The sequence below is a fragment of the Streptomyces sp. NPDC104831 genome (assembly GCF_055583025.1).
The window spans coordinates 1-24,850 of the sequence record NZ_JBVJOT010000004.1 but is presented as its reverse complement, the minus strand read 5'-3'; the positions used below and the strand labels follow the sequence as shown (position 1 = coordinate 24,850).

The window sequence follows — 24,850 nt, the reverse complement described above, 5'->3', positions numbered from 1 at the left end:
CGCACGAGGCCGACGCGGCGGCCGGCGCGCCGGACCGTGAACGCCGGGTCCACGGGCGCCCGCGCGTGCCGACGGGCCGTGCACCACCGCCGTGGGACCCGGGTTCCGCGCGGGCCCCGGCCGACGCGACGCCGAGGCCGGACCACGGCGTCCCGGACGGGCTGCGCACCGGCGGGCACCGCACGACCGCCGTGGCACCCGGTCCGCGGGGGGCCGAAGGCCGACGTGGCGCCGGGTCGGACTCGGCCCGGCGGGCGGACGTGCGCACCCGCCGGCACCGCACGACTGGCACCCGGGCCGCGGACAGTCCCCGGCCGCCCCCGGCCGCCCGCGGCCGGAGCCGTCGCCGGGGTCAGACCGACCGGTGGTACTGGTCCGGCACCCGGATCTCCGCGCCCAGTTCACGGGCCGCCTGCCGGGCCCAGGACGGGTTGCGCAGCAGCTCCCGGCCGAGCAGGACCACGTCGGCCTCGCCGTTGGCCAGGATCTTCTCCGCCTGCTCCGCCTCGGTGATCAGCCCCACGGCGCCGACCGGCAGCGGGGTCTCGGCCTTCACCCGGGCGGCGAACGGCACCTGGTAGCCCGGCCCGGTCGGAATGCTGACGCTGCTCGCGTTGCCACCGGTGGAGACGTCGAGCAGGTCCACACCGTGGGCGTGCAGATCGCGGGCGAAGCGGACCGTGTCGTCCGCGGTCCAGCCGGCCTCGTCCAGCCAGTCGGTGGCGGAGGTGCGGAAGAACACCGGCTTCCCGGCGGGCCACACCTCGCGCACGGCGTCCACGACCTCCAGGGCGAACCGGGTCCGGTTCTCGTACGAGCCGCCGTAGGCGTCCGTGCGGTGGTTGGAGTGGGGCGAGAGGAACTCGTTGATCAGGTAGCCGTGGGCGCCGTGGATCTCGACGGCCTCGAAGCCCGCGTCCAGTGCCCGGCGCGCGGCGGCCGCGAACTGCCCGACGATCTCCTTGATCCCGTCGGCGTCCAGCTCGGTCGGCACCGGGTGGCGTTCGTCGAACGGGACCGCGCTGGGGGCGAGCGGCTGCCAGCCGTGCGCCTCCGGTCCGACGGGCGCGCCGCCCTTCCACGGCCGTTCGGTGGACGCCTTGCGGCCCCCGTGCCCGAGCTGGACGGCCGGTACGGTGCCCTGCGCGGTGAGGAACCGGGTGATCCGCCGGAAGGCCTCCACCTGGGTGTCGTTCCACAGACCGAGGTCGTACGGGGAGATCCGGCCCTCGGGCGCGACCGCGGTGGCCTCGACCACGATCAGGCCGGTGCCGCCGGCGGCCCGCGCCGCGTAGTGAGCGAAGTGCCAGTCGTGCGGGGCTCCGGCGAGCGGGCCCTCCGGCTCGGCCGAGTACTGGCACATCGGGGCCATCCACACCCGGTTCGGGATGGTCACTTCGCGCAGGGTGATGGGCTCGAAGAGCGCGGACATGACGGACTCCATTTCGTCACGGGTGACCTGACAGCTTCGTACGGCGCTCATCGTACTACGAGAAGCGTGAAAGTACGAGAGATGTCAAACTACGAGAGTTCTCGTACGATGGTCGTCGTCGGAGGAGTCCCGCGACGAAGGGCGGTCGCCGTGACCGAGACAGCCACCACCGGGCGCGCGCTGCCGCATCCGGACCGCGAGCACATCCGGCTGGAGTCCGTGCTGCACGCGCTCTCCGACCCGATGCGGTTGCGGATCGTGCGCGAACTGTCCGCGCAGGAAGCGGAGTTGACCTGTTCGCACTTCGAGCTGCCGGTGACCAAGTCCACCACCACGCACCACTTCCGGGTGCTGCGGGAGGCGGGGGTCGTCCGGCAGGTCTACCGGGGGACGGCCAAGATGAACGGCCTGCGCCGGGACGATCTAGAGAGCCTCTTCCCGGGGCTGCTCGACAGTCTCCTCGCCGCGGCCGACCGGCAGGCCGGCCGGCTCGGTGAGGCCGGCCGGGACCCGGCCGCCGGCTGAACCAGCCTTCCCCGGAAGGTGGTTGAAGAGCAGGTTCAGCGTGATGGCGGACAGGCAGCCCGCGCTGATCCCGCTGTCCATCACGGTCTGGAACCAGTCGGGGAACCTGGCGTACACCGTGGGCACGCCCACCGGCAGCGTGCCGATCGCCACCGAGACGGCCACCACGGTCAGGTTGCCGTTGCCCCGGAAGTCGACCCGGGCCAGGGTCCGCAGTCCGCTCGCCGCGACCGTCCCGAACATCACCAGCCCGGCCCCGCCGAGCACCGGCGCCGGAATTGCCGCGACCACCGCGCCCAGCTTGGGCAGCAGGCCGAGCAGCACCAGGATGCCGCCGGCCGCGGCGACCACCCAGCGGCTGCGCACCCGGGTCATGCCCACCAGCCCCACGTTCTGCGCGAACGCCGTGTACGGGAAGGTGTTGAACACCCCGCCCAGCACCGTCGACAGACCGTCCGCGCGCAGCCCGTCGGCCAGCGTGCGGGGCTCCACCTTCCGCCCGGTCAGCTCGCCGACCGCGATCAGGTCGCCGGCGGTCTCGGTCATCGTCACCAGGGCCACCACGAGCATGGAGGCGATCGCGGACACCCGGAACTCGGGCGCCCCGAAGTGGAACGGCGTGCTGACGCCGACCCAGCCGGCGTCCGCGACCCCGCCGAAGTCGGCCATGCCCAGCGGCACCGCGACCGCCAGGCCGGCGGCGATGCCGGCGAGCACGGCGATCCGGGAGAGGAAGGCGGGCGCGAACCGCTGCACACCGAGCACCACGGCCAGCACGAAGCCCGCCAGCGCCAGGTTCCGCGGCGCCCCGAAGTCCTTCGCGCCGGCACCGCCCGCCGCCCAGTTGCCCGCGACCGGCAGCAGGGAGACGCCGATGACCAGGATCACCGTGCCGGTCACCAGCGGCGGGAAGAAGCGCAGCAGCCTGCCGAAGACCGGCGCGAGCAGCGTGATCGCGAGCCCCGCGACGATCACGGAGCCGTAGATCGCGGGCAGTCCGCCGTCCGTCGTCCCGATGAGGACCATCGGCGTCACGGCCGCGAAGGTGCATCCCTGCATGACCGGCAGCCGCACCCCGAACCGCCGGAACCCCACGCACTGGATCAGCGTGGCGATCCCGCACACCAGCAGGTCGGCCGTGATCAGGTACGCCAGGTCGGCGGGCGGCAGTCTCATCGCGCCGCCCACGATCAGCGGCACGGCGACGGCGCCCGCGTACATCGCGAGCACGTGCTGGAGCCCGAAGGCGGCCAGTTGCCGGAACGGGGGGATCTCGTCGACGGGATGCGTGGCGGCGGGCGTGGCCATGGGGTCTCCATCTGCGGCGGACGGGGAGCGGGATCCGGACACCGGGACACCGGGACACCGGGACATCCGGACAGGACGAGACCGTAAGGGCGTTGAACAGTTTGTTGATTTCAGGCCTGTTGCCGCCATGTGTCCCGTCCGCCGGGAACACCGGCCCCGCCCCCGCCCTGCCGCCCCGACCCGCCCCCCCGCTACGGCACCCGCGCCGCCGCGAGCAGCGTGTCCCAGTCGGCCAGCTTGACCACGCCGCGCCCCAGCCGCGCCCCCAGCTCGGCCTCGGCCCGCTCGATCGCCAGCCAGCCGCCCCAGGGCACGGGGTCGGAGCCGGCCGCCCGGAGCGCGGCCACCGGATCCGCCGGCACGTCCGCGCGGGCGAGGGCGGGCGCGTCCGCGAGCAGGGAGGTCACCGTCTCCTTGGCACAGGGCCGGTTGGTGCCGATGACCCCGCTCGGCCCGCGCTTGATCCAGCCGGCGACGTACTCACCGGGGGAGGGCGCGCCGTCCCGCAGGACGCGGCCCTCCCGGTGCGGGACCGTGCCATTCGCGGCGTCGAAGGGCAGCCCCTCCAGGGGCACTCCGCGGTAGCCCACCGAGCGCAGCACCAACTGCGCGGGCACGTCCTCGTACCGGCCCGTCCCCCGCACGCCGCCCCGGCCGTCCGGTGCCGTGCGCTCGAAGCGGACGGCACCGACCCGGCCGCCGGCTTCGAGCAGCTCCACCGGGCGCAGGAAGAACCGCAGCCGGATCCGCCGGGCGGCCGCCTCCCCGGCGGGCCGCGCCGCCCAGCCGCGCAGCACCTCCACATTGCGCCGCTGCCCGGCCGGCAGCGCGCCGGGGTCGGCCGGGTCGAGCGCCAGGTCGGCCTTGTCCACGGTCACCTCGGTGCCGGGCAGGGCGTCCAGCTCGCGCAGCTCCTTGGTGGTGAAGCGGGCCTGGGCGGGGCCGCGCCGGCCCACCATGTGCACCTCGGCGAGCCCGCTCGCCGCCAGCGCGTCCAGCGCGGTCTGCGGGATGTCCGTGCCCCGCAGCTCCGCCGCGCCCCGGACCAGCATCCGGGCGACGTCCACCGCGACATTGCCCACGCCGACGACCACCGCCGACCGGACCCCGCGCAGGTAGTCCGCGTCGGCCGCGTCCGGGTGCGCGCTGTACCAGGAGACGAACCCGGTCGCCGAGAAGCTCCCCGGGAGGTCCTCGCCGGGGATCCCGAGCCGCCGGTCGGCGGCGGCGCCCACGCAGTAGACCACCGCGTGGTACAGCCCCCTCAACCGCTCCACCGGCAGACCACCGGGACCGCCCACCCGGACCCCGCCGAGGAACCGCACCCGTTCGTGCTCCAGCACCGTCCGCAGGCTGCCCTGGAGGGACTTGATCTTCTCGTGGTCGGGCGCGACGCCGTAGCGCACCAGGCCGTAGGGGCACGGCAGCCGGTCCAGGACGTCCACCAGGACTCCCGGATCACGCTGCACCAGGCTCTGGGCGGTGTAACACCCGCTCGGCCCGGATCCGACGACGGCGACACGCAGCACAGCGGTACTCCTTGGCCCGAAGGAGGGGCGTGCGGACGCCTCCAGCATGGCACCGCGGGGGCCCGGCGGGCAGGGCCGGAGGAGTGATCCGGACGCGCCGCCACCCGCCGGGCGCGTACGCGTACGACTACGGGACACCGCCGAAGAGGGAGCCCGAAAGGGGAGGTGCTCCCGCCACTCGGCGAGGGTGCCTCCCGGGGCCGCTTCCGCCACCCGAGGAGGGGTCCGTCAGGACCGTTCCCGCCGCTCCTCCGTGGCGAAGAACCGGGACAGGTCCCCGTTGTCCGCCCCCGCGTCCGGCTCGCTGTCCGGGGGCACGCCCATCTCCCAGTCCAGTCCGTAGCGCTGGAACAGCTCGGCCCGCAGCACCGGTACCGGCATCGGCACGCCCGGCACCAGCGCCGCGTACACCGCGCCCATCAGCAGGGCCCGCAGCATCGGGTAGTCGGCCGAGACCGCCTGCGAGCCGTAGCGGGTGACGGTCTCGCCGAGCAGCTCCGCCAGCCGGCGCTGCTCCGGGCACTGCACGAAGCCCTCGGCGTGCAGCAGGCCCGCCATGTGCTGGCGCATCAGCACCGGCCGGTCCCGGGCCAGGCCCAGGATCGCGTCGATGGCCCGGGCCAGCCGCTCCCGGCCGTCCTCGGTGTGCGGCTCCCGCTCCAGGGCCTCCTCCAGCGTGCGGTGCATCAGCCGGTGGACGGCGGACTGCACCAACTGGCGCTTGCCGGGGAAGTAGTACGACACCAGTCCACGTGCCGAACCGGCCCGGTCGGCGATATCGCCCAGCGTCGTGGCCTCGAAGCCCCGCTCGCCCACCAGTTCGACGGCGGCCTGCAACAGCCGTTCCCTGGAACGCCGCCGCAATTCTTCATTGACCGAAGCGCTGCGCGGGGACATCCTGTAACTCCTGCGTTGACTGGCTGCCAGCCAACTATACTCAACGCATCGGGGCACCCGTGTGCTTGCGGTCGCCCGGAGCAGCCGTCCGTCTGGGGCGACGCGGGGGATCGTCTCAGACGGACGGCACGGGGCGCGCGCACGTTTCAGTCCACCAGCGCCAAGACCGGCAACAGCCCGTCCGGACGCCGGGACACGGGCAGGTGGTCCACGAAGTGCGTCCGGCAGCCGAGCGCGGCGGCGCCGCCGTCCGCCGCCCTGCTGTTCCCGACCATCAGCACCCGCCGCGGATCCGCGCCGAGCGCCTCGCAGGCGACCTGGAACAACCGCGGATCCGGCTTCTGCACGCCGTGTTCGTACGACAGCGCGTAGGTGTCCACGTAACCGTCCAGCCCGTGCGCGCGGAACACCGGACGCGGATCCCAGCCGATGTTGCTGACCACCCCGACGCCGATCCCGCGCTCGCGCAGGGTGCGCAGCACCTCGGACGCGTCGGGGTAGGGGGCCCAGGCGGCCGGTGTGCGATGCCGCTCGTACAGGGCGTCGTGGAGCGCGGGATCGGGCAGCGGCACCCGGCGGGACAGGCCCGTGTACGCGGCCCGGTGCAGCTCGGCGCTCTCGTCCCGGACCGCCCAGAGGGCAGCCAGCTCCGCCGGGACCCGTGCCGGCGCCGCGCCGCCCGGCAGCGCGCCGGCCTCCTCCAACGCCTCGGCGAGGCGGGCGAGTTCGTCTTCGGAGACGGTGTGTCCGGTCTCCTCCAGTACCGCGCGCAGCCAGGAGTCGGCGGGCTCGACGCGGAACAGCGTCCCGGAGAAATCGAACAACACGGCGGTCATGCGTGCGACTCTACCCGCGCCGGCGCGCCGACGGCCCCGACCGGTCCCGGGGCCACTCGTGCACCAGCACGGCCAGCGCCACCAGCAGCGCGCCGAACAGCCAGCCGCCGAGCACGTCCGAGGCCCAGTGGACACCGAGCCAGACCCGGGTGACGCCCACGCCGGCCACCGAGACGACCGCCACCGCCACCGCCGTGCGCCACACGGCACGGCCCGCGCCGCCGCGGCGCAGCAGCCACAGCAACAGGCCGCAGACCACGGTCGCGGTCAGCGCGTGACCGGACGGGAAGGCCGCGTAGTGGGCGGAGTCGACGGGATCCGGCCAGACCGGGCGGGGGCGGTCGACGGCGGCCTTCACCGACTGCTGCACGAGCGCGGCCAGGGCGACGGTGCCCGCCAGCCACAGCGCCGTCCACCAGGCCGCGCGGCGCCACACCAGCCACACGGCCGCCGCCGCGCACACCAGGCGCATGGTCAGCGGGTCCCACACCCAGTCCGTCAGCACCCGGAACACCCCGGTCACCGCGTGCTCGCGGACGGCCCAGCGGTGGGTGGCACGGGCGACGTCACCGTCCAGCGTCAGCAGCGGCTGCCAGCGCACCGCGACGAGGACGAGCAGCGCCACCGAGCAGACGCCGAGCACCAGGGCGGCCCGGGCTGCCGTGCGGTGCGGTGGCGGGGGGCCGGGGGAGGGCGGTGGCGGCGGAGGGGGAGGGGGAACCGTGGGGCGATCGCGCATGCCGCGATCTTTGTGGATGCGGACGCCGCGGCCAAGCCCGCCATGGCCGTCGCGGAGCGGGAACTTCCGGGCGGGGCGCGCGGTACGGGCCTCAGCCCAGCGCCCGCAGCCCCGGGACCAGGGTCACCAGGACCGGGAGCACCGGTACCAGCGCGGCCGTCGCCGTCAGGCGCAGGCGGTGCCGGGCGGGCAGGCGGTCCGGGGCGGTCAGGAGGCGGTCCACGCGGTGCGGCACGTGGGCCTGCGGGGCCGGGGCGGGGCCGAACACGCCGCGCTCCTCGTTGAGTTCGACCAGGGCGAGCGCGGTCGTCAGCCGGCCGAAGCGCCGGGACGCGGTGTCGTCGGCGGCCAGTTCGACCAGCCGGTGCATCTCGTCGCGGAACGCGGCGAACACCGGCACCTGCGGGAACCCGCCCGCCAGCGCGGCCGAGCAGTGCAGCAGCCAGTCGTGCCGGGCCTGCGCGTGCCCCTGCTCGTGCGCGAGCAGCGCGTCCAGCTGACGCCCCTTCAGCCGGCGCAGCGCGGCGGTGGTGACGACCAGCCGGGGTGCCGGGCCGGGCAGCCACCAGGCGTCGGGGCGGTCGCCCTCCAGCACCACCAGCCGCCCGCTCGTCGGCTCCTCGCCCGGCAACAGCGGTGCCCGCACGAGCAGTTCGGCTCGCCGTCCGCGCCGCCGCGCCCGGGCCCGGCGGACCTCCCGGACCAGCATGGCCAGGCTCCACAGGCCGCCGCAGGCGAGCAGCACGGCGGTGGGCGCCGCCCAGGGGTCCGCCGTACCGGGGGCGTACGCGTCCACGACTGCCCGCGGCGCGGTCGCGAACACCCGCCCGCGCACCGCCTGCCAGGCCGCCGCGGCGCTGAGCGTCATCGACAGGGCGCAGCACAGCAGGACGGCCGCCACGACGCACTGCCACACCCAGAGGGCGACGACCGGCTCACGGTCCGGCCAGTCGGCCCGGGCCAGCAGCCTCGGGGCGACGACGGCGGTCAGGGCGCCGAGCAGCAGCAGGGCGACGGGGACCATCATGGGCAGCACCCTATGAGTGGCGGACCGGCCGGCGGTACGGCCGCCGGGTCCGAAGTGACGTACGCAACGCGGGGGTTGGGCGGCCCGGCGGACGGTCCGGGCGGCCTGGGGCGCGCGCCGGCCGGCCGGGCGCGCGGGGTGGGCGGCCCGTCATCCCGCACGCCCTCCTCACATCGCCAGCAGCATCGCCACCATGCCGATCCCCATCGACAGCCGGCACGCCCGGGCCAGTTCCGGGCGGTCGCCCCAGCCGTCCGGCCCCGTCCGGCCCACGGGCACGGCGGCGGGCACCAGCCGCGCGCCGGAGAGCAGCACATAGCCGGTGAAGTACAGCAGCAGGACGCCGGTCAGCACGGGGACGCCCGTGCCGCCGTGCCCGTGGTGGGCGGCGGGCGGGGCGCCCGCCATCGCCACCGCCATGTAGACCATCGCCGCGCAGCCCACCAGGTGGTGCAGATGGCCCAGGCCGTCGCGCGCCGCCCACAGCGCGCGCAGCGCCGCCGCGCCGAACACGGCCGCGTACACCGGCCACGCCCAGCCGGGCGGCGTGAACGCCGCCGCGGGCACGGCCATGGCGGCCATCCCGAAGCCCATCAGCGCGTCGTCGCCCGCGGCCCGGCGCTGCTCCGCCACACCGCTGCGCATCCGCACCAGGCAGTAGGCCCCGGTCGCCGCGCTCAGCGCCACCAGCAGCCAGGCTGTCGACACCGGTCCGTGCACGCGCACCTCCCGCTCGACGTCGGTCCGGGACGGCAGCCGACCCGCGCGCCCCAGGGACGCCATGCCCTGGCCCGGCGGAGCGCACGCGAGCGCAAGGGGGTACGCGGGGAGCATTCGGGGGAGCACGGACCGTGACCTCGGGGTAGCCAGATTATTTTACGAGTAAAACACGTGCTAAATTAGTGATATGAGCAGTGCGACCCCCCACCGTCTTCCCCTCGCCGGAGTGCTCCGCCTCGGCCGTCCCTCCGACATCTGGTTCAAGCCCGCGCTCAGCGTGGTCGCCGCGGTCGCCCCGCCCAACCTCCTGCTGCTGGCCCTCGGCCGGCTCGATCTCGCCATGTACACCATGGCCGGATCGCTGTGCGCGCTCTACGGCCACAACCGGCCCTACGCCGCCCGCGCCCGCACCCTGGCCTGGGTGGTGCTCGGCATGGTCGGCGGCCTCGCCGTGGCCCTGCTCGCCTCGGCGCTGACCACGAACGCCGTCGTCCTCGTCACCGTCGGCGCCGTTCTCGCGGCGGTCCAGAAGACGGTGTGCGACGCCACCCGCGTCGGTCCGCCCGGCAACGTGGTCCTCACCTTCATCAGCTCCGCCTCGCTCTTCGCCCCCCAGACCCTCGGCCGGCTCCCGGGACACCTCGGGCTGGCCCTGGCCGCCGGTGCCTGGGCCTGGCTGATCGGCATGGCCCCCGGACTGCTGCGCCCGCACGGCCCCGAGCGCCGCGCCACCGCCCAGGCCCTGAACGCCGCCGCCGCGTACGCCGCCACCCGGGGCACCGCCGACGGCCACGCCCGGGCCGGCACCGCCTGCGCCGCCGCGATCCACGCCGCCTGGCAGTCGCTGCTCGCCGCCGGCGCCCGCCCCGACGGCACCCGGCGCGCCCTCGAACAACTCCTGGTCCGCGCCGAGGTCGCCCTCGCCGCGCCCGCCGACGCCGACCCCGCACGGCTGCGCGACTGGGCCCGTGCCCTGCGCGGCACCGGCCGGGTCCCGCGGGTCGAACCGACGGGCGCGTCGGCCGACGAACTCCTCGGCGTCGCCGTCGAACAGGCCGTGCCGCCCCGTTCCCTCCGGCACCGCCTCGCCCCCCTCGCCCCGCTCGCCGTACGCACCGCGCTCGGCTGCGCCCTCGCCGGATACGCCGCCCTCGCCCTGGGCGTCGGCCGCCCCTACTGGGCGCTGGTCACCGCGGCCTCCCTGTACCAGGCCAACGTCACCCTCACCTGGAGCCGGGGCGTCCAGCGGGTCGTCGGCAACCTCGTCGGCGTCCTCGTCTTCGCCGCGCTCGCCCCGCTCACCCATCTGCACCCCGTCGCCCTGGTGCTGGTCTCGCTCGCCCTCAACTTCGGCGCCGAGGCGCTGATCGGCCGCAACTACTGGCTGGGCAGCGTCTGCGTCACACCGATGGCCCTGCTGATCACCGAGTTCGCCCGCAGCCAGGACGCGGCCGAGCTGATCACCGACCGGGTCGTGGACACCCTGATCGGCGCGCTGGTCGGCTTCGCCGCCGCCGTCGCCGTCACCAACCGTCGCGCCGGCGCCCGCCTGGAACACGCGCTGACCGCCGCCGAACGCGCCCGCGAGCACGCCGCCCGCCTGCTCGCGGAGCCGCACCCGCGGCCCGGCGCCCTGGAATCGGCCCGCCGCACCCTGGCCGCCGCCCTGGTCGACCTGCGCGCCACGGCCGACGCCGCCGCCGGTGAATGGTGGCAGCGCGCCCTGCCCGAGGAGCGGGTCGTGCTCACCGAGCAGGCCGGACACCGTACGCTCGCGGCGACGGTACGGCGCCAGGGGCTCGTACCGCCGGACCGGAACGAGGACCCGGGCCGGGCGCCGGGCGGCGACCGGGACCCGGACAAGGCGACGGAGGACATGCGGCCATGACGGCGACGAACGGCCAGGCGACGCCCGTGAGCGACGCGACCGGCCCCGACCCCGCGCGCGGCGACACCGTCTCCGCCGTCGTCCGTCAGTGGCAGGCCGTCCACCCCCGGCTGGACACCGGGCCGATGGAGATCATCGGCCGGATCAACCGGTGCGCCGCCCTGCTCCAGCAGGCCGAGGACGCCCCGCTGCGCCGGGCCGGCCTGAGCCGCGCGGAGTTCGACCTGCTCGGCGCGCTGCGCCGCACCGGCCACGAGCTGACCCCGGGGGAGCTGGCCCGGGAGACGTTCTCCTCCGGGGCCGCCGTCACCAAGCGGCTCAAGCAGCTGACCGAGCGCGGCCTGGTCGAACGGCGCGGCGACACCCGCGACCGGCGCGTGGCCCACGTCCGGCTCACCGACGCCGGGCGCGACCTGGTCGACGGCATCCTGCCCGAGCAACTCGCCTACGAGACGGCCGTCCTGTCCGTCCTGCCCCCCGACGACCAGGGCGAACTGGCCGGCCTCCTCACCGAGCTGCTGGGCCGCCTGGAGGGCCGGATGGGCGCGCTGCGGGCCTAGGGTCCCCGTCCGGATCGTGCCGGATCCGCGCGGGGCCCCGGCCGGCGGGCGTCACAGGACGTCGTGCACGGTGCGGCGGTAGGTGGAGCGGCGGTCGACGATGTCCGGCCAGCGGTCGCCGTACACGTTGCGGGTGATGGGGGCCTCCCGCAGGAAGTCGTGCGGGAAGCCCAGCGGGACGGCGCTCACCTCGTCCAGGCGGGCCCGCGCGTCCGCGTCGAGCCGCACCCCGGCGCACCCCAGGTTGTCCGCGAGCTGCTCCGGCCGGGTGGCCGACACGATCGGCACCACGTTCCCCGGCCGGCCCAGCAGCCAGGCCAGGGCCACCTGCGCCGGGCTCCAGCCGCCCGCCTCGGCGACCTCCAGCACCGCGCCGACGACCTCCTCCTCCCGCGCCCCGGGCGGCTCCTCCCGTGCCTCCAGCCGTCCGGACTCCCCGCGCCGGTACTTCCCGGTGAGCCGGCCCTCCGCCAGCGGCGACCAGGCGAACACGGCGAGGTCGAACGCCCGGGCCTGCGGCAGCAGTTCGCGCTCCGGGGTGCGCTCCAGCAGGCTGTAGCGCAGCTGCGAACCCGCGAAGCAGGTCCAGCCGCGCAGCTCGGCCAGCGTGTTGGCCTGCGCGATCTCCCACGCCGGCCAGTCCGACACACCCACGTACAGCACCTTGCCGGCGCGGACGACGTCGTCCAGGGCGCGCATCACCTCCTGAACCGGGGTGAAGTTGTCCCGGGCGTGCACCCACAGCACGTCCAGCCGGTCGGTGCGCAGCCGGCGCAGGCTGTCCTCGACCGACCGCACGAGGTTCCCGCGGTGGTTGCCCGCCGCGTTCGGGTCGCCGTCGACGGTGCCGCAGGTGTACTTGCTCGCCAGCACGAACCGGTCGCGGCGCCCGGCGAGCAGTTCGCCGAGGATCCGCTCGGCGCTGCCCGAGGTGTAGTTGTTCGCCGTGTCGAGGAAGTTGCCGCCCGCCTCGGCGTAGACGTCGAGGATCCGGGCGCTGGTGTCCTTGTCGGCGCCCCACCCCCAGTCCTCCCCGAAGGTCATGGTGCCCAGCGCCAGCTCGCTGACGCGCAACCCGGTCCGTCCGAACAGCGTGTACCGCACGTGTGCCTCCCTTGTCGCAGTGGTGCGGTGCGACGCTAGGAGCTGGAGCGCCCTCGAAGGCAAAACCGCACCCCGCCCCGCGTGTCCCGGCCCCGCGGGCCTTCCGGCCGGCGCCCGTGTGGCGGCGGTGGCCGCGGCCGGGCGCGACGGACCGGTGCCGGCCCGGGAACAGGCCCACGGCACCGCCGCCGTGAGCGTCCGCTCGGCACGGGCCCTTACGAACCGCCCCGCACGCACCGGAGCCGGCGACACCGACCGGCCTGATCACACCCGGCCGCCCGCCCCGCCGGGCTGTCCGGAGCGGGGTCCGGCGGTCGCCGCCGGCCGCCGGCCGCCGAGCACGGGTCCCGGCCGGGCCGGCCGGGGCTCGCCCCGACCGTCGCCGAACGACGGGCCCGCCTCCCCGCCCGGCCGGCCGGGGACGGGTCCGGCGGCCGGCGCCCGCCCGCCGCCGGGCGACGGCCACCCGGGAGGCCGGGACTAGATCCCGGGCCGGTACCGCAGGGGATGGTCCGCCGGGATCTCGACCAGGACGATCGGCGTGCCGTCGGGGTCGGCGATCCACATCTCGACCAGCCCCCAGGGCTCCTTCACCGGGGGCCGCACGATCTCCACGCCCCGCGCCCGCAGCTCCTCGCACGCCGCCGTCGCGTCCTCGACCTGCAGCCACAGCCGTATCGCGGGCGAGGGCGGGGCGTCGGACCGGCCGGACAGCTCCAGGAAGCCGCCGCCCAGGAAGTACACCGTGCCGCGCTCGGGGCCGGTACCGAACTCGCGGTGGACGGCCAGGCCGAGCTGCCCGCCGTAGAAGGCGCGGGAGCGTTCGGGATCGGAGGGCCGGAGCAGGGTCCGGCTGCTGAGTACATGCACCATGCAGCAGGGTTACCCTCTTCCGTGCCCCGGCCACGCCCGAGATCGGAGATCACCGCCATGGACACCGCCGCCACCGGACTCACCTTCCGTGACGCCACCGACGCCGACGTGGACGCCCTCGTCGCACTGGTCGAGTCGGCGTACCGGGGGGACGGCAGCCGGGCCGGGTGGACCACGGAGGCGGACATCCTCCAGGGGCAGCGGACCGACCCCGACGGCGTGCTGGAGGTGATCAAGTCGCCGGACAGCCGGCTGCTCACCGTGGAGCGGGACGGCCGGATCGTCGCCTGCTGCCAGCTGGAGCACCGCGGTGACCACGCCTACTTCGGCATGTTCGCGGTGAGCCCCGACCTGCAGGGCGCGGGCCTCGGCAAGGTGGTCATGGCAGAGGCGGAGCGCCGCTGCCGCGAGACCTGGGGCGTCCGCGAGATGCACATGACGGTGATCTCCGTGCGCGAAGAACTGATCGCCTGGTACGAACGCCGCGGCTACCGCCGTACGGGCCGGATGTCCCCGTTCCCGTACGGCGACGAGCGCTTCGGCATCCCGCAGCGCGACGACCTGGAGTTCGAGCTGCTGGTCAAGGAACTCACCTGATCGTTCCCCTGCCGGGGCCTACGCCGTGAACCGGCCCGTGCGCTTGATCTCCGGGTAGTCGGTCGTCGCCCCGTCCAGTTCCAGGGCACGGACGAGCCGCAGGTGGTCCTGGGTGTTGACCACCCAGCCGATGATCCGCAGCCCGGACGCGCGCGCGTGCCCGACGATCTCCAGGGTCAGCCGGCGGATGTTCAGGCACACGGTCGCGGCACCCGCCGCGACCGCGCGGTCCACCACCTCGGTGCCGTACCGGCTGGCGATCAGCGCGGTGCGCACCCCCGGCACCAGCCGGGCGATCTCGGCGATCGCCTCGTCGTGGAACGAGGACACCTCCACCCGCGCGGTCAGGTCCCGCGCCCGCATCACCTCCGCGAGCGCCCGGGCCGCCGCCACGTCCTTGATCTCGGCCTGCAACGGCGTGCGCACCGCCTCCAGCACCTCTTCGAACACCGGCACCCGCTCCCCGCGGCCCGCGTCCAGGGCGCGCAGCTCCCCGAGGGTCTTGTCGGCGATCGACCCGGAGCCGTCGGTGGTCCGGTCCACCTCCGCGTCGTGCATGACGACCAGGGCGCCGTCCTTGCTCAGGTGCAGATCGAGTTCGATCAGGTCCAGGCCGGCCCGCTGCGCGGCGACGAAGGAACGGAGGGTGTTCTCGGGCTCGACGCCCATGACCCCGCGATGACCGATGGTAAGGAAGTTCAAGGTTCAACTCGCTTCCGTCGACGGCGGCTCGGCGACGCGCGGACCGACGGACCCGTGCCGGACGTCGTCGTCCACGCGGCAGGCCGCAGCCTAACGGCCGGTGCGTGCGATGGACCCGTGGCGGCGCCGGGCATTCGGGAGCCGGGGCAGACGCCCGTTGGCCGGTATCCGCCCCGGCCGTCACCCGCCCGTGGGCGCGTCCCCCTCTCCTTGACCGCCCGGTGCGCCGTCGCGCCGGGGAGCGCGCGCCGTCGGCGAAAGTGAGCGTGGTCACGGTTTATGACAGGAAAAACATCGGTGACCAAGGAGGTGGGCAGAAGAATTTCCGGCCCTTGCTCTTGCTGGGGGAAACAGGGTGGGCATACGGTGACAGCACGCGAGGTTCTCCCGTGGAGGATGGGACATGACGGAAATTCTTGTGCAGGCAGGTGCGGAGGAGCGGGTTCCTTCGCTGACCAGGGTGGTCGAGCACCCCGCCTGGAGCGTGCTCAAGGATGCCGTGGAGCAGATCCGGCCATGGCAGTCGAAGGACGGCTCGATCGACTTCGACGCCGAGGGTGCCCCGCGGCGGGCCGACGCCGTGGCGGCCGTCGAGCGCGTCACCGACGCGGTCGAGCGGCTCTCCCCGCTGGTCCCGCACGACGCCGGCTACCACCACGCCCTCGTGAAGGACCTGCGCCGCTGGGCCGAGGGCGGCTTCGAGGTCCCGGACTTCCTGGACTCGCTGCTGGCCTTCCAGCCCGCCGCGCACCGCGTGGACGGCCTCCAGCACCTGGTCGTCTTCCCCATGTACACGCAGAACGGCAACCCGGACCGCAACCTCGAGGCGGTCGTGCTGCGCATGGTCTGGCCGGACTGGCTGGCCGAGCTGGAGCGCACCCGGTACGACAACCCGCTCTTCTGCGGTATCACCTTCGAGGACTTCACCTCGGGCTACGACACCAACTCGGCCGTCCTCTTCCCCGAGACCATCGCCGTCCGGGAGGCGCCGGAACGTTTCTCCTGGGGTGGCATCTTCTGCGACCGCGAGGCCGCCCGGTTCCGCCGCGTCACCGGAGCCGCCGTGGACGTCCTGGGCCTGGAGCTGCCCGAGGACATCGCCGCGATGGTGCACGACCAGAAGCGCTGCGAAGAGGCCTTCGTCCTGTGGGACATGGTCCACGACCGCACCCACAGCCACGGCGACCTGCCGTTCGACCCGTTCATGATCAAGCAGCGCCAGCCGTTCTGGATGTACGGCCTGGAGGAGCTGCGCTGTGACCTCACCGCCTTCAAGGAGGCCGTGAAGCTCCAGGCGGACGGCGTCCCGCAGGGCCGTGACGTGCAGTACGCGGTGCTCTTCGACCGCATGTTCCGCTTCCCCGTCACCGGCGACCGCAACCGCAACTACGACGGTCTCGGCGGCCAGCTGCTCTTCGCCTACCTGCACCGGCACGACGTCGTCCGCTGGACCGACAACAAGCTCTCCATCGACTGGGAGCGCGCCCCGCAGGTCACCAACCAGCTGTGCGCCGAGATCGAGCAGCTCTACCGGGACGGCATCGACCGGCCCAAGCTGGTGCACTGGTTCGCCGGCTACGAACTGGTCCGCACCTACCTCGCCCCGCACCCCGGCTCCACGTGGGCCAAGGGCCCCGACGCCCTGGACCTGACCCAGCCGCCGCGCAAACTGGTGGACGACGTGCTTCCGGACGAGTTTCCGCTGAGCATGTTCTATGAGGCGCTGTCCAAGAAGCTGAAGAACGTCATCGCCTCCACCAAGGGCATCACGGCGGACGGCACCGAGCGGATCGCCGCGTGAGCGACCGCGGCCGGCACACTGTTCAAGAGGGGAAGAACGTGGGGAACGTGGGGAACAACGGGTCTCTCAGCGGTGCGGTGATCGCGGTGGCCGGCGCGGGCGGCCCCGCCGGGCACGCGACGCTGGTCCGGCTCGCCGAGGCGGGCGCGGTCGTCGTCGGCGCCGACAACAACCCCGAGCGCCTGGCCGAGGCCGTCGACGCGGCGCGCTACGCCCGCGGCGGCGCCACGGTCACCGGCGAGACCGTCGACCTGCTCGACCCGGCGGACACCCGGGCCTGGGCCGCGCGCATCGAGGAGGACCACGGCCGCGTCGACGGCCTGGTCCACCTGGTGGGCGGCTGGCGCGGCAGCGCCACCTTCGCCGAGACCGACCTCGCCGACTGGGACCTGCTGGAGAAGCTGCTCGTCCGCACGGTCCAGCACACCTCGCTCGCCTTCTTCGACGCCCTCCAGCGCGGCGACCGCGGCCGGTACCTGCTCATCAGCGCCGCCGGCGCTTCCAGGCCCACGGCCGGCAACGCGGCGTACTCCGCGGCCAAGGCCGCCGCCGAGGCCTGGACGCTCGCGATGGCCGACGGCTTCCGCAAGGCCGGGGGCGAGCAGGGCCCGCGTGCGGCGGCTGCCATCCTGGTGGTGAAGGCGCTGGTGCACGACGCGATGCGCGCCGAACGCCCCAACGCGAAGTTCGCGGGCTTCACGGACGTCAAGGACCTGGCCGAGGCCGTCGAGGGCGTCTGGAGCAAGCCCGCCGCAGAAGTGAACGGAAACCGTCTGTGGCTGACCGAGAAGCCGTGAACCCTCCCAAGACCGACGCGCGTCGCCATCACGACCCGCAGGTCCGCGGTTTCGCCAGTGACAACTACGCCGGAGTCCACCCCGAGGTACTGGCCGCCCTGGCCCTCGCCAACGGGGGACACCAGGTGGCGTACGGCGAGGACGACTACACCGAGAACCTCCAGCGGATCGTCCGCGGCCATTTCGGGGCCACCGCCGAGGCCTTCCCGGTCTTCAACGGCACCGGCGCCAACGTGGTCGCGCTCCAGGCGGTCACCGACCGCTGGGGCGCGGTGATATGCGCCGAGAGCGCGCACATCAACGTCGACGAGGGCGGCGCCCCCGAGCGCATGGGCGGGCTGAAGCTGCTCACCGTGCCCACGCCCGACGGCAAGCTCACCCCGGAGCTGATCGACCGGCAGGCCTGGGGCTGGGAGGACGAGCACCGCGCCATGCCGCAGGTCGTGTCGATCACCCAGTCCACCGAGCTGGGCACCCTCTACACGCCCGAGGAGATCCGCGCGATCTGCGATCACGCGCACGGGCACGGCATGAAGGTGCACCTGGACGGCTCCCGGATCGCCAACGCCGCCGCCTCCCTGGACGTGCCCATGCGGACGTTCACCAACGCGGTGGGTGTGGACATCCTCTCGCTGGGCGGGACGAAGAACGGCGCGCTGTTCGGCGAGGCCGTCGTCGTCATCAACCAGGACGCGGTGCGGAAGCTGAAGCACCTGCGGAAGATGTCGATGCAGCTGGCGTCCAAGATGCGCTTCGTCTCGGTCCAGTTGGAGGCGCTGCTCGCCAAGGACCTGTGGCTGCGCAACGCCCGGCACGCCAACGGGATGGCCCAGCGGCTCGCCGAGGGCGTCCGCGCGGTGGACGGCGTGGAGATCCTCCACCCGGTGCAGGCCAACGGCGTCTTCGCCCGGCTCCCGCACGACGTGGGCGAGCGGCTGCGGAAGCGGTTCCGGTTCTACTTCTGGGACGAGGCCGCCGGGGTGGTGCGCTGGATGTGCTCCTTCGACACCACGGAGGACGACGTGGACGCGTTCCTGGCGGCCCTGAAGGAGGAGATGGCCCGCTGACCCGCCTTCCTGCATAGATATGCGATCATCCGAAAATTCATTGACGCCCGGGTGATCGCGTTTCTATGCTCTGCGGGCATGGAGCCGATCCAGAACACCGCCGACCTGTCCGCCTACCTGGCCGCCGACGAGGTCGTCGACCACCACCACCCGATGGTCCGGGAGACCGCGGCCCGCCTCGCCGCCGGGGCCGCCGACTCGTATGAATATGCGCGGGCCGCCTATGAGTTCGTACGAGACGCCATTCCGCACTCCCAGGACTCCGGCGACCTTCGCGTCACTTGGCGCGCCTCCGACGTGCTGGCCCTGGGCACCGGCATCTGCCACGCCAAGTCCCACGCGCTGGCCGCGCTGTTGCGGGCCGAGGACATCCCGACGGCCCTGTGCTACCAGCGGCTCACCGACGACGCGGGCGGGCATCTGCTCCACGGCCTGGTCGCCGTACGCTTCCACGGCGCCTGGCACCGGCAGGACCCCCGGGGCAACAAGCCGGGGGTGGACGCGCGCTTCTCCCTGGACGGCGAGCGGCTGGCGTGGATCCCCGACCCCGCGGCCGGCGAGACGGACTACCCGGGCCTGTACGCCGCCCCGCACCCGGCGGTCCTCACCGCGCTGCGCACGGCCCCCGACCGCCCGCACCTGTGGAGGACGCTTCCTTCGAGTCTCTGAGGTCCCGTGCTCCGGCGCGCCGCCCGGCAACGCACCCGGGCGTCGGGGGGCGTCAGGCCTGGACCGCCCGCAGCTCCTCCGTCGTGGGCGCCGTACCGCCCAGGTGGGCGGGCAGCCACCAGGAGTCCTCCGGGCCCTTGGGGCGGCCCGGGTAGGCGCGCTGGGCGGCCTCCAGCAGTTCCTGGACGCGTTCGCGCAGCCGGCGGGTGATGGCGCCGGCGTACTGGTCGCGGGGCGCCTCCACCGCCTCGCCCACCCGGACGGTGACGGGCAGGTGGCTGCGCCGGAAGTTGCGCGGCTGCCCCTTGGTCCACAGCCGCTGCGTGCCCCACACCGCCATCGGGATCAGCGGGACGCCCGCCTCCTGGGCCAGCCGGGCCGCGCCCGACTTGAAGCTCTTCAGCGTGAAGGACTGCGAGATCGTCGCCTCCGGGAACACCCCGATGACCTCGCCGGAGCGCAGCGCGTCCAGCGCGTGCGAGTACGCCGCCTCGCCCTGCCCGCGGTCCACCGGGATGTGCTTCATGCCGCGCATGAGCGGACCGGAGATCCGGTGCCGGAAGACGGACTCCTTCGCCATGAAGCGCACCAGCCGCTTCTGCGGCAGGGCGGCCAGGCCGTTGAAGACGAAGTCCAGGTAGCTGATGTGATTGCTCACCAGCACGGCGCCGCCCGAGCGCGGGATGTTCTCCGACCCCCGGCAGTCGATCTTCAGATCCCAGACCTTGAACGCCGTCTTGGCGATACCGATGACGGGACGGTAGACCAGCTCTGCCATGGGCGGGGTGGGCCCTTTCTGCTCTGCTCGGGAAAGGGGGCTCCCGGCGGGAAGGTTACGCAGCCGTAGGTTTACGGCGTCTCGCAGATCGTGCCCGAGAAACGAACGGGTAGCCAGTTCTGGTGCCGCACGGCGGCGAGATCCTCGTCACGTCGGCCTACATCCCACCTCGGATCTTTAAATCCCCTTTACGCCGCCCGGGGCGCGGGCGGGGAATCCCCGGGGCCCGCGACCGGTTGTGCCGATGACGACCGAACCGGCGGCGCGCCCCCTCACGCGTGCCCGCCGCGACGAGCCGCGCCGGCGGCGGAACGGGAGGGCTGGGTGGGCGGGCGCGACGACGGCAGGCGCATCGAGGCGGCCGAACTGGGCACCGCGCTGGGCGAGCGCGCCACACTGGTGCAGTTCTCCAGCGCCTTCTGCGCGCCCTGCCGGGCCACCCGGCGGGTCCTCGGCGAGGTCGCCGGGATGGTCCCGGGCGTGACCCACGTCGAGATCGACGCGGAGGCCCACCTCGGCCTCGTGCGCGCACTGGAGATCCGCGAGACGCCCACCGTCCTGGTACTGGACGCCGGCGGCCGGGTGGTGCGGCGCGCCGCCGGACAGCCCCGGAAGGCCGACGTCATAGCGGCTCTGGGGCACGCCGTATGAGCGGGGCCCGGCACGCCGCGTGCCGCCCCCGGCGGCGCGGAAGCGGCTTGACGCCGCGCCGCACCTGTCGCCAACCTGACCGCATGCCGACAGAACTCCTTCTCCACGGACGGGCCCACATCGACCTGGCCCGGACCGCGAGCGCGGGGTGTCCGGGCCGTTGAGCACCCGCGGACCCGCTCGTCACCCCCGGCAGAAGGACAACCCCATGACGGCCACGCCCGAACTCGGCACCCCCCGGCTCGCCTCCCCGGACCTGCTGCGCTCCACCTTCCGCCGGCACGCCGCCGGCGTGGCGGTGATCACCGCGCGCGGCGCCTCCGGCCCGGTCGGCTTCACCGCCACCTCCCTCGCCTCCGTCTCCGCCGAACCGCCGCTCGTCTCCTTCGGCATCGGCACGGGCGCCTCCAGCTGGCCGGCGATCGCCGGGACCGACCACGTCGGCGTGCACATACTCGGCGAGCACCAGAGCGAGCTGGCCGCCACCTTCGCGCGCAGCGGCGCCGACCGCTTCGGTGAGCCCACCGCCTGGCGGGAGGGCCCGGAAGGGGTTCCGGTGCTGGAGGGCGTGCTGGCCTGGCTGGTGTGCCGGATCGTCGGACGGGTCCCGGCCGGCGACCACCGGATCGTGCTGGCCGAGGTCCTCCTCGGCGACCCCTCGGGCACCGGACGCCCCCTCCTCTACCACCAGGGCCGCTTCAACGGACTGCGGGATTGATCACGCCCGGCACCCCGGCGCGCGCGTCGGGTTCCGGTTACGCTGCGTTGCGAAGGTCACAGTTCAAAGCGCTTGCTTAGCGGGCAGGAACTGGGTGTACTGACGAGTAATATCTCGTTCGGAGCGCGCGGACGCCCCGACCGGGATCGGCCGCTAGAGGCGCCTATGCTGCCTGCAAGAGGCAGCCCGAAATGACGATGCAGTAGGAGAGCCGGCGTGAGCTTGAGGATCGTTGTCACTGTGAAGTACGTGCCCGACGCCACTGGCGACCGGCACTTCGCCGATGACCTGACCGTCGACCGCGACGACGTGGACGGTCTGCTCTCCGAGCTGGACGAGTACGCGGTCGAGCAGGCCCTCCAGATCGCGGAGGAGGCGGACGACGCCGAGGTCACCGTGCTGACGATCGGCCCCGAGGACGCCAAGGACGCGCTGCGCAAGGCCCTGTCCATGGGCGCGCACAAGGCCATCCACGTCGAGGACGACGACCTGCACGGCACCGACGCCATCGGCACCTCCCTGGTGCTGGCCAAGGCCATCGAGAAGGCGGGCTACGACCTGGTCGTCTCCGGCATGGCCTCCACCGACGGCACCATGGGCGTCGTCCCGGCGCTGGTCGCCGAGCGCCTGGGCGTCCCGCAGGTCACCCTGCTCTCCGAGGTCTCCGTCGAGGACGGCGTGGTCAAGGGCCGCCGCGACGGCGACGCCGCCAGCGAGCAGCTCCAGGCGCAGCTGCCGGCGGTCGTCTCCGTGACCGACCAGTCCGGTGAGGCCCGCTACCCCTCCTTCAAGGGCATCATGGCGGCCAAGAAGAAGCCGGTGGAGTCCTGGGACCTGTCCGACCTCGGCATCGAGGCCGAGGAGGTCGGCCTGGAGGGCGCCTTCACCAAGGTCGAGTCCGCGACCGAGCGTCCGGCGCGCACGGCCGGCACCATCGTCAAGGACGAGGGCGAGGGCGGCAAGCAGCTCGCTGAGTTCCTCGCGGCCCAGAAGTTCATCTGAGGCCCGCCCCCGCTGACCGCCCCTCAACTTCGTTACGCAGGAGAGCAATCCCATGGCTGAAGTCCTCGTCTACGTCGACCACGTGGACGGTGCCGTCCGCAAGCCCACCCTGGAGCTGCTGACCCTGGCCCGCCGCCTGGGCGAGCCCGTCGCCGTCGCGCTGGGCAACGGCGCCGCCGACACCGCCGCCACGCTCGCCGAGCACGGCGCGGTCAAGGTGCTCACCCACGACGCCTCCGAGTACGCCGAGTACCTGGTCGTGCCGAAGGTGGACGCGCTGCAGGCCGCCTACGAGCAGGTGTCCCCGGCCGCCGTGCTGGTCCCGTCCTCCGCCGAGGGCAAGGAGATCGCCGCCCGCCTGGCGCTGCGCATCGGCTCGGGCATCATCACCGACGCCGTCGACCTGGAGGCCGGCGACGAGGGCCCGGTGGCCACCCAGTCGGTGTTCGCCGCGTCCTTCACCACCAAGTCCCGGGCCGTCAAGGGCACCCCGGTCATCACGGTCAAGCCGAACTCGGCCGCCGTCGAGGCCGCCCCGGCCGCGGGCGCCGTCGAGGCCCTGTCCGTCACCTTCTCCGACAAGGCGACCGGCACCAAGGTCACCGGCCGTACGCCGCGTGAGTCGACGGGCCGTCCGGAGCTGACCGAGGCCGCGATCGTGGTCTCCGGTGGCCGCGGTGTGAACGGCGCCGAGAACTTCGCGATCATCGAGGCGCTGGCCGACGAGCTGGGCGCGGCCGTGGGCGCCTCGCGTGCCGCCGTCGACGCCGGCTGGTACCCGCACACCAACCAGGTCGGCCAGACCGGCAAGTCGGTCTCGCCGCAGCTGTACATCGCCAACGGCATCTCCGGCGCCATCCAGCACCGCGCCGGCATGCAGACCTCCAAGACGATCGTGGCCGTCAACAAGGACGCGGAGGCCCCGATCTTCGAGCTGGTCGACTACGGCGTCGTCGGCGACCTGTTCGACGTCGTGCCGCAGCTGACCGAGGAGATCAAGACCCGCAAGGGCTGATCCCCGGAACCCGCCGCACGAGGCCCCCGTGACCGCGCCGCCGGTCACGGGGGCCTCGCCTTGTCCGACGGCCGCTGCCGTGGTGCCGTGGTGACCGGGACCGGGTGCCCGCCCGGGCCGTGGGAGCCGGTGTGGTGTTGACCGGCGGGAAGGTTGCCAGATAGCTTCGCTATACGGATTGTTGATTCCATAGAGCGGAAAACTGGAGGGTGTGGGATGGGTCAGCAGGAGAAGGTGGCGACCAGCCTCGCGGGTGCCGTCAGCGAGGAGATCAGCGCCTCCCTCGCATCGGTCGACGCGGAGCTGGAGCGCCGCTACCCCGGGGACCCGGGCACCCGGCAGCCCGTCCACACCGTGTACGTGCCCGGCGACGCCTTCGCCGCGGACACCATCCGCTCCTGGGGCGACCGGGCGCTCGCGGCGCTGGACGAACACGCCCCGGACGCCGCCTCCTTCGCGGCCGTCCTCGGCCTGTCGGACGAACTGGCCGAACCGGTCTACTCCCGCGTCCGGGCCAAGCTGGAGCGCGAGCCCGTCGAGGACCTGCGCGTCGACTTCGAGGACGGCTACGGCCCCCGCCCCGACGCCGAGGAGGACGCGACGGCCGCCCGCGCCGCCCGGCTGATCGCCGAGGCGTACCGGGACGGCACGGCGGCGCCGTACATGGGCATCCGCATGAAGTGCATGGAGGCCGCCGTACGGGACCGGGGCATCCGCACCCTCGACGTCTTCCTCACCGGGCTGATGGAGGCCGGCGGGCTGCCCGAGGGCCTGGTCCTGACCCTGCCCAAGGTGACCTACCCCGAGCAGGTCGGTGCCTTCGCCCGGCTGCTGGAGGCATTCGAGAAGGCGCACGGACTGGACGCCGGCCGGCTGGGCTTCGAGATCCAGATCGAGACCAGCCAGTCCATCCTGGCCACCGACGGCACCGCCACGGTCGCCCGGATGATCCAGGCCGCCGGGGGCCGCGCCACCGGCCTGCACTACGGCACCTTCGACTACAGCGCCTGCCTCGGCGTCTCCGCCGCCTACCAGGCCAGCGACCACCCGGCCGCCGACCACGCCAAGGCGGTCATGCAGGTCGCGGCGGCCGGCACCGGCGTGCGCGTCTCGGACGGCTCCACGAACGTCCTGCCCGTCGGCCCGACGGCGAAGGTCCACGACGCCTGGCGCCTCCACTACGGCCTGACCCGGCGGGCGCTGGCCCGCGCCTACTACCAGGGCTGGGACATGCACCCCGGCCACATCCCCACCCGCTACGCCGCCGTCTTCGCCTTCTACCGCGAGGGCTTCGAGCAGGCCGCGGCCCGCCTCGCCCGGTACGCCAACCGCGCCGGCGGCGACGTCATGGACGAGCCCGCCACCGCCAAGGCCCTCAGCGGCTACCTGCTGCGCGGCCTCGACTGCGGCGCCCTGGACATCGCCGAGGTGGCCCGCCTCACCGGCCTGACCCGGGCCGACCTGGAATCCTTCGCGTCCCCCCGCCGCGGCGACCTGACGGCGTCCGCGCAGTAGCGGACCGGGGGGGGGGGGGGGGGGGGGGGGGGGGGGGGGGGGGGGGGGGGGGGGGGGGGGGGGGGGGGGGGGGGGGGGGGGGGGGGGGGGGGGGGGGGGG

24 protein-coding genes and 1 pseudogene are annotated in these 24,850 nt (G+C 74.0%); 13 read left to right on the top strand and 12 right to left on the bottom strand.

Annotated elements, in window-relative coordinates; translation table 11 throughout:
- Positions 1-352: 352 nt before the first annotated feature.
- Positions 353-1,432 (bottom strand): NADH:flavin oxidoreductase/NADH oxidase, encoded by a 1,080-nt coding sequence (locus ACZ63H_RS03875; protein WP_469861856.1) that lies wholly within the window; start codon positions 1,430-1,432, stop codon positions 353-355.
- A 108-nt stretch (positions 1,433-1,540) separates the two neighbouring features.
- On the opposite strand from ACZ63H_RS03875, the gene ACZ63H_RS03870 reads away from it, so the two are divergent.
- Entirely contained in the window at positions 1,541-1,957 is a 417-nt protein-coding gene (locus ACZ63H_RS03870) for an ArsR/SmtB family transcription factor (protein WP_469862232.1), read from the top strand.
- Here ACZ63H_RS03870 and ACZ63H_RS03865 read toward each other — a convergent pair.
- The 7 genes from ACZ63H_RS03865 to ACZ63H_RS03835 all read right to left on the bottom strand — a co-directional run bounded on the left by ACZ63H_RS03865 (position 1,856) and on the right by ACZ63H_RS03835 (position 9,013).
- Positions 1,856-3,265: a nucleobase:cation symporter-2 family protein gene (locus ACZ63H_RS03865; RefSeq protein ID WP_469861854.1), complete on the bottom strand. Its 1,410-nt coding sequence runs from the start codon at positions 3,263-3,265 to the stop codon at positions 1,856-1,858. The two genes, ACZ63H_RS03870 and ACZ63H_RS03865, sit on opposite strands and share 102 nt — an antisense overlap.
- A 191-nt stretch (positions 3,266-3,456) precedes the next feature.
- Positions 3,457-4,794, bottom strand: a complete 1,338-nt coding sequence (locus ACZ63H_RS03860; protein ID WP_469861852.1) for an FAD-dependent oxidoreductase — start codon at positions 4,792-4,794, stop codon at positions 3,457-3,459.
- 228 nt (positions 4,795-5,022) lie between these two features.
- A complete protein-coding gene (locus ACZ63H_RS03855) occupies positions 5,023-5,691 on the bottom strand; it encodes a TetR/AcrR family transcriptional regulator (protein WP_469861851.1) in 669 nt (222 codons plus the stop codon).
- A gap of 146 nt (positions 5,692-5,837) precedes the next feature.
- Positions 5,838-6,527 carry an HAD family hydrolase gene (locus tag ACZ63H_RS03850; RefSeq protein WP_469861849.1) on the bottom strand — a complete coding sequence of 230 codons (690 nt, stop codon included), beginning with the start codon at positions 6,525-6,527 and terminating at the stop codon, positions 5,838-5,840.
- Positions 6,528-6,537: 10 nt separating this feature from the next.
- Entirely contained in the window at positions 6,538-7,266 is a 729-nt protein-coding gene (locus ACZ63H_RS03845) for a phosphatase PAP2 family protein (RefSeq protein ID WP_469861848.1), read from the bottom strand.
- Positions 7,267-7,357: 91 nt separating this feature from the next.
- Positions 7,358-8,293 (bottom strand): M56 family metallopeptidase, encoded by a 936-nt coding sequence (locus ACZ63H_RS03840; protein ID WP_469861846.1) that lies wholly within the window; start codon positions 8,291-8,293, stop codon positions 7,358-7,360.
- Positions 8,294-8,461: 168 nt separating this feature from the next.
- A complete protein-coding gene (locus ACZ63H_RS03835) occupies positions 8,462-9,013 on the bottom strand; it encodes a DUF5134 domain-containing protein (RefSeq protein WP_469862230.1) in 552 nt (183 codons plus the stop codon).
- A gap of 187 nt (positions 9,014-9,200) precedes the next feature.
- Between ACZ63H_RS03835 and ACZ63H_RS03830 the strand changes: the two genes are divergently transcribed.
- The gene (locus ACZ63H_RS03830) at positions 9,201-10,901 is read left to right on the top strand and encodes an FUSC family protein (protein WP_469861844.1); all 1,701 of its coding nucleotides are present in this window, start codon (positions 9,201-9,203) and stop codon (positions 10,899-10,901) included.
- Positions 10,898-11,461: a MarR family winged helix-turn-helix transcriptional regulator gene (locus ACZ63H_RS03825; RefSeq protein WP_469861842.1), complete on the top strand. Its 564-nt coding sequence runs from the start codon at positions 10,898-10,900 to the stop codon at positions 11,459-11,461. The genes ACZ63H_RS03830 and ACZ63H_RS03825 overlap by 4 nt, the downstream gene beginning before the upstream one ends.
- Positions 11,462-11,512: 51 nt before the next feature.
- Here ACZ63H_RS03825 and ACZ63H_RS03820 read toward each other — a convergent pair whose 3' ends face one another.
- On the bottom strand, positions 11,513-12,565 hold the full coding sequence (locus ACZ63H_RS03820) for an aldo/keto reductase (RefSeq protein ID WP_469861840.1): 1,053 nt from the start codon (positions 12,563-12,565) through the stop codon (positions 11,513-11,515).
- A gap of 480 nt (positions 12,566-13,045) precedes the next feature.
- Entirely contained in the window at positions 13,046-13,438 is a 393-nt protein-coding gene (locus tag ACZ63H_RS03815) for a VOC family protein (RefSeq protein ID WP_469861838.1), read from the bottom strand.
- A 57-nt stretch (positions 13,439-13,495) separates the two neighbouring features.
- Between ACZ63H_RS03815 and ACZ63H_RS03810 the strand changes: the two genes are divergently transcribed.
- On the top strand, positions 13,496-14,035 hold the full coding sequence (locus ACZ63H_RS03810; protein ID WP_469861836.1) for a GNAT family N-acetyltransferase: 540 nt from the start codon (positions 13,496-13,498) through the stop codon (positions 14,033-14,035).
- An 18-nt stretch (positions 14,036-14,053) separates the two neighbouring features.
- Here ACZ63H_RS03810 and ACZ63H_RS03805 read toward each other — a convergent pair whose 3' ends face one another.
- A complete protein-coding gene (locus tag ACZ63H_RS03805) occupies positions 14,054-14,737 on the bottom strand; it encodes a glycerophosphodiester phosphodiesterase (protein WP_469861834.1) in 684 nt (227 codons plus the stop codon).
- A 403-nt stretch (positions 14,738-15,140) separates the two neighbouring features.
- Here ACZ63H_RS03805 and ACZ63H_RS03800 point away from each other — a divergent pair, with 403 nt between their 5' ends.
- The 4 genes from ACZ63H_RS03800 to ACZ63H_RS03785 all read left to right on the top strand — a co-directional run bounded on the left by ACZ63H_RS03800 (position 15,141) and on the right by ACZ63H_RS03785 (position 19,071).
- Positions 15,141-16,538 carry a DUF6421 family protein gene (locus ACZ63H_RS03800; RefSeq protein WP_469861833.1) on the top strand — a complete coding sequence of 466 codons (1,398 nt, stop codon included), beginning with the start codon at positions 15,141-15,143 and terminating at the stop codon, positions 16,536-16,538.
- Positions 16,535-17,335, top strand: a complete 801-nt coding sequence (locus ACZ63H_RS03795) for an SDR family NAD(P)-dependent oxidoreductase (protein ID WP_469861831.1) — start codon at positions 16,535-16,537, stop codon at positions 17,333-17,335. The genes ACZ63H_RS03800 and ACZ63H_RS03795 overlap by 4 nt, the downstream gene beginning before the upstream one ends.
- The gene (locus ACZ63H_RS03790; protein WP_469861830.1) at positions 17,332-18,402 is read left to right on the top strand and encodes a threonine aldolase family protein; all 1,071 of its coding nucleotides are present in this window, start codon (positions 17,332-17,334) and stop codon (positions 18,400-18,402) included. The genes ACZ63H_RS03795 and ACZ63H_RS03790 overlap by 4 nt, the downstream gene beginning before the upstream one ends.
- Before the next feature lie 78 nt (positions 18,403-18,480).
- The gene (locus tag ACZ63H_RS03785) at positions 18,481-19,071 is read left to right on the top strand and encodes a transglutaminase-like domain-containing protein (protein ID WP_469861828.1); all 591 of its coding nucleotides are present in this window, start codon (positions 18,481-18,483) and stop codon (positions 19,069-19,071) included.
- Positions 19,072-19,123: 52 nt separating this feature from the next.
- Here ACZ63H_RS03785 and ACZ63H_RS03780 read toward each other — a convergent pair whose 3' ends face one another.
- Positions 19,124-19,849 carry a lysophospholipid acyltransferase family protein gene (locus ACZ63H_RS03780; protein ID WP_469861826.1) on the bottom strand — a complete coding sequence of 242 codons (726 nt, stop codon included), beginning with the start codon at positions 19,847-19,849 and terminating at the stop codon, positions 19,124-19,126.
- Positions 19,850-20,093: 244 nt separating this feature from the next.
- Here ACZ63H_RS03780 and ACZ63H_RS03775 point away from each other — a divergent pair.
- The 5 genes and pseudogenes from ACZ63H_RS03775 (at position 20,094) to ACZ63H_RS03755 (ending at position 24,750) form a co-directional block, all read left to right on the top strand.
- Positions 20,094-20,500 (top strand): annotated as a pseudogene (locus ACZ63H_RS03775) (thioredoxin family protein).
- A 208-nt stretch (positions 20,501-20,708) separates the two neighbouring features.
- A complete protein-coding gene (locus ACZ63H_RS03770; protein WP_469861824.1) occupies positions 20,709-21,218 on the top strand; it encodes a flavin reductase family protein in 510 nt (169 codons plus the stop codon).
- A 216-nt stretch (positions 21,219-21,434) separates the two neighbouring features.
- The gene (locus ACZ63H_RS03765; protein WP_469861822.1) at positions 21,435-22,220 is read left to right on the top strand and encodes an electron transfer flavoprotein subunit beta/FixA family protein; all 786 of its coding nucleotides are present in this window, start codon (positions 21,435-21,437) and stop codon (positions 22,218-22,220) included.
- Between the two features lie 52 nt (positions 22,221-22,272).
- Positions 22,273-23,235, top strand: a complete 963-nt coding sequence (locus ACZ63H_RS03760) for an electron transfer flavoprotein subunit alpha/FixB family protein (RefSeq protein ID WP_469861820.1) — start codon at positions 22,273-22,275, stop codon at positions 23,233-23,235.
- Positions 23,236-23,451: 216 nt separating this feature from the next.
- Positions 23,452-24,750, top strand: a complete 1,299-nt coding sequence (locus tag ACZ63H_RS03755) for a DUF6986 family protein (RefSeq protein ID WP_469861818.1) — start codon at positions 23,452-23,454, stop codon at positions 24,748-24,750.
- The last annotated feature ends 100 nt before the right edge of the window (positions 24,751-24,850 follow it).

What these genes read in the sequence shown, in the direction of transcription:
- ACZ63H_RS03840 (WP_469861846.1), bottom strand. Translation starts at nt 8,293, where the DNA reads ATGATGGTCCCCGTCGCCCTGCTGCTGCTCGGCGCCCTGACCGCCGTC.
- ACZ63H_RS03815 (WP_469861838.1), bottom strand. Translation starts at nt 13,438, where the DNA reads ATGGTGCATGTACTCAGCAGCCGGACCCTGCTCCGGCCCTCCGATCCC.
- ACZ63H_RS03785 (WP_469861828.1), top strand. Translation starts at nt 18,481, where the DNA reads ATGGAGCCGATCCAGAACACCGCCGACCTGTCCGCCTACCTGGCCGCC.
- ACZ63H_RS03770 (WP_469861824.1), top strand. Translation starts at nt 20,709, where the DNA reads ATGACGGCCACGCCCGAACTCGGCACCCCCCGGCTCGCCTCCCCGGAC.
- ACZ63H_RS03845 (WP_469861848.1), bottom strand. Translation starts at nt 7,266, where the DNA reads ATGCGCGATCGCCCCACGGTTCCCCCTCCCCCTCCGCCGCCACCGCCC.
- ACZ63H_RS03830 (WP_469861844.1), top strand. Translation starts at nt 9,201, where the DNA reads ATGAGCAGTGCGACCCCCCACCGTCTTCCCCTCGCCGGAGTGCTCCGC.
- ACZ63H_RS03825 (WP_469861842.1), top strand. Translation starts at nt 10,898, where the DNA reads ATGACGGCGACGAACGGCCAGGCGACGCCCGTGAGCGACGCGACCGGC.
- ACZ63H_RS03800 (WP_469861833.1), top strand. Translation starts at nt 15,141, where the DNA reads ATGACGGAAATTCTTGTGCAGGCAGGTGCGGAGGAGCGGGTTCCTTCG.
- ACZ63H_RS03865 (WP_469861854.1), bottom strand. Translation starts at nt 3,265, where the DNA reads ATGGCCACGCCCGCCGCCACGCATCCCGTCGACGAGATCCCCCCGTTC.
- ACZ63H_RS03855 (WP_469861851.1), bottom strand. Translation starts at nt 5,691, where the DNA reads ATGTCCCCGCGCAGCGCTTCGGTCAATGAAGAATTGCGGCGGCGTTCC.
- ACZ63H_RS03780 (WP_469861826.1), bottom strand. Translation starts at nt 19,849, where the DNA reads ATGGCAGAGCTGGTCTACCGTCCCGTCATCGGTATCGCCAAGACGGCG.
- ACZ63H_RS03760 (WP_469861820.1), top strand. Translation starts at nt 22,273, where the DNA reads ATGGCTGAAGTCCTCGTCTACGTCGACCACGTGGACGGTGCCGTCCGC.
- ACZ63H_RS03875 (WP_469861856.1), bottom strand. Translation starts at nt 1,432, where the DNA reads ATGTCCGCGCTCTTCGAGCCCATCACCCTGCGCGAAGTGACCATCCCG.
- ACZ63H_RS03870 (WP_469862232.1), top strand. Translation starts at nt 1,541, where the DNA reads ATGGTCGTCGTCGGAGGAGTCCCGCGACGAAGGGCGGTCGCCGTGACC.
- ACZ63H_RS03850 (WP_469861849.1), bottom strand. Translation starts at nt 6,527, where the DNA reads ATGACCGCCGTGTTGTTCGATTTCTCCGGGACGCTGTTCCGCGTCGAG.
- ACZ63H_RS03810 (WP_469861836.1), top strand. Translation starts at nt 13,496, where the DNA reads ATGGACACCGCCGCCACCGGACTCACCTTCCGTGACGCCACCGACGCC.
- ACZ63H_RS03755 (WP_469861818.1), top strand. Translation starts at nt 23,452, where the DNA reads ATGGGTCAGCAGGAGAAGGTGGCGACCAGCCTCGCGGGTGCCGTCAGC.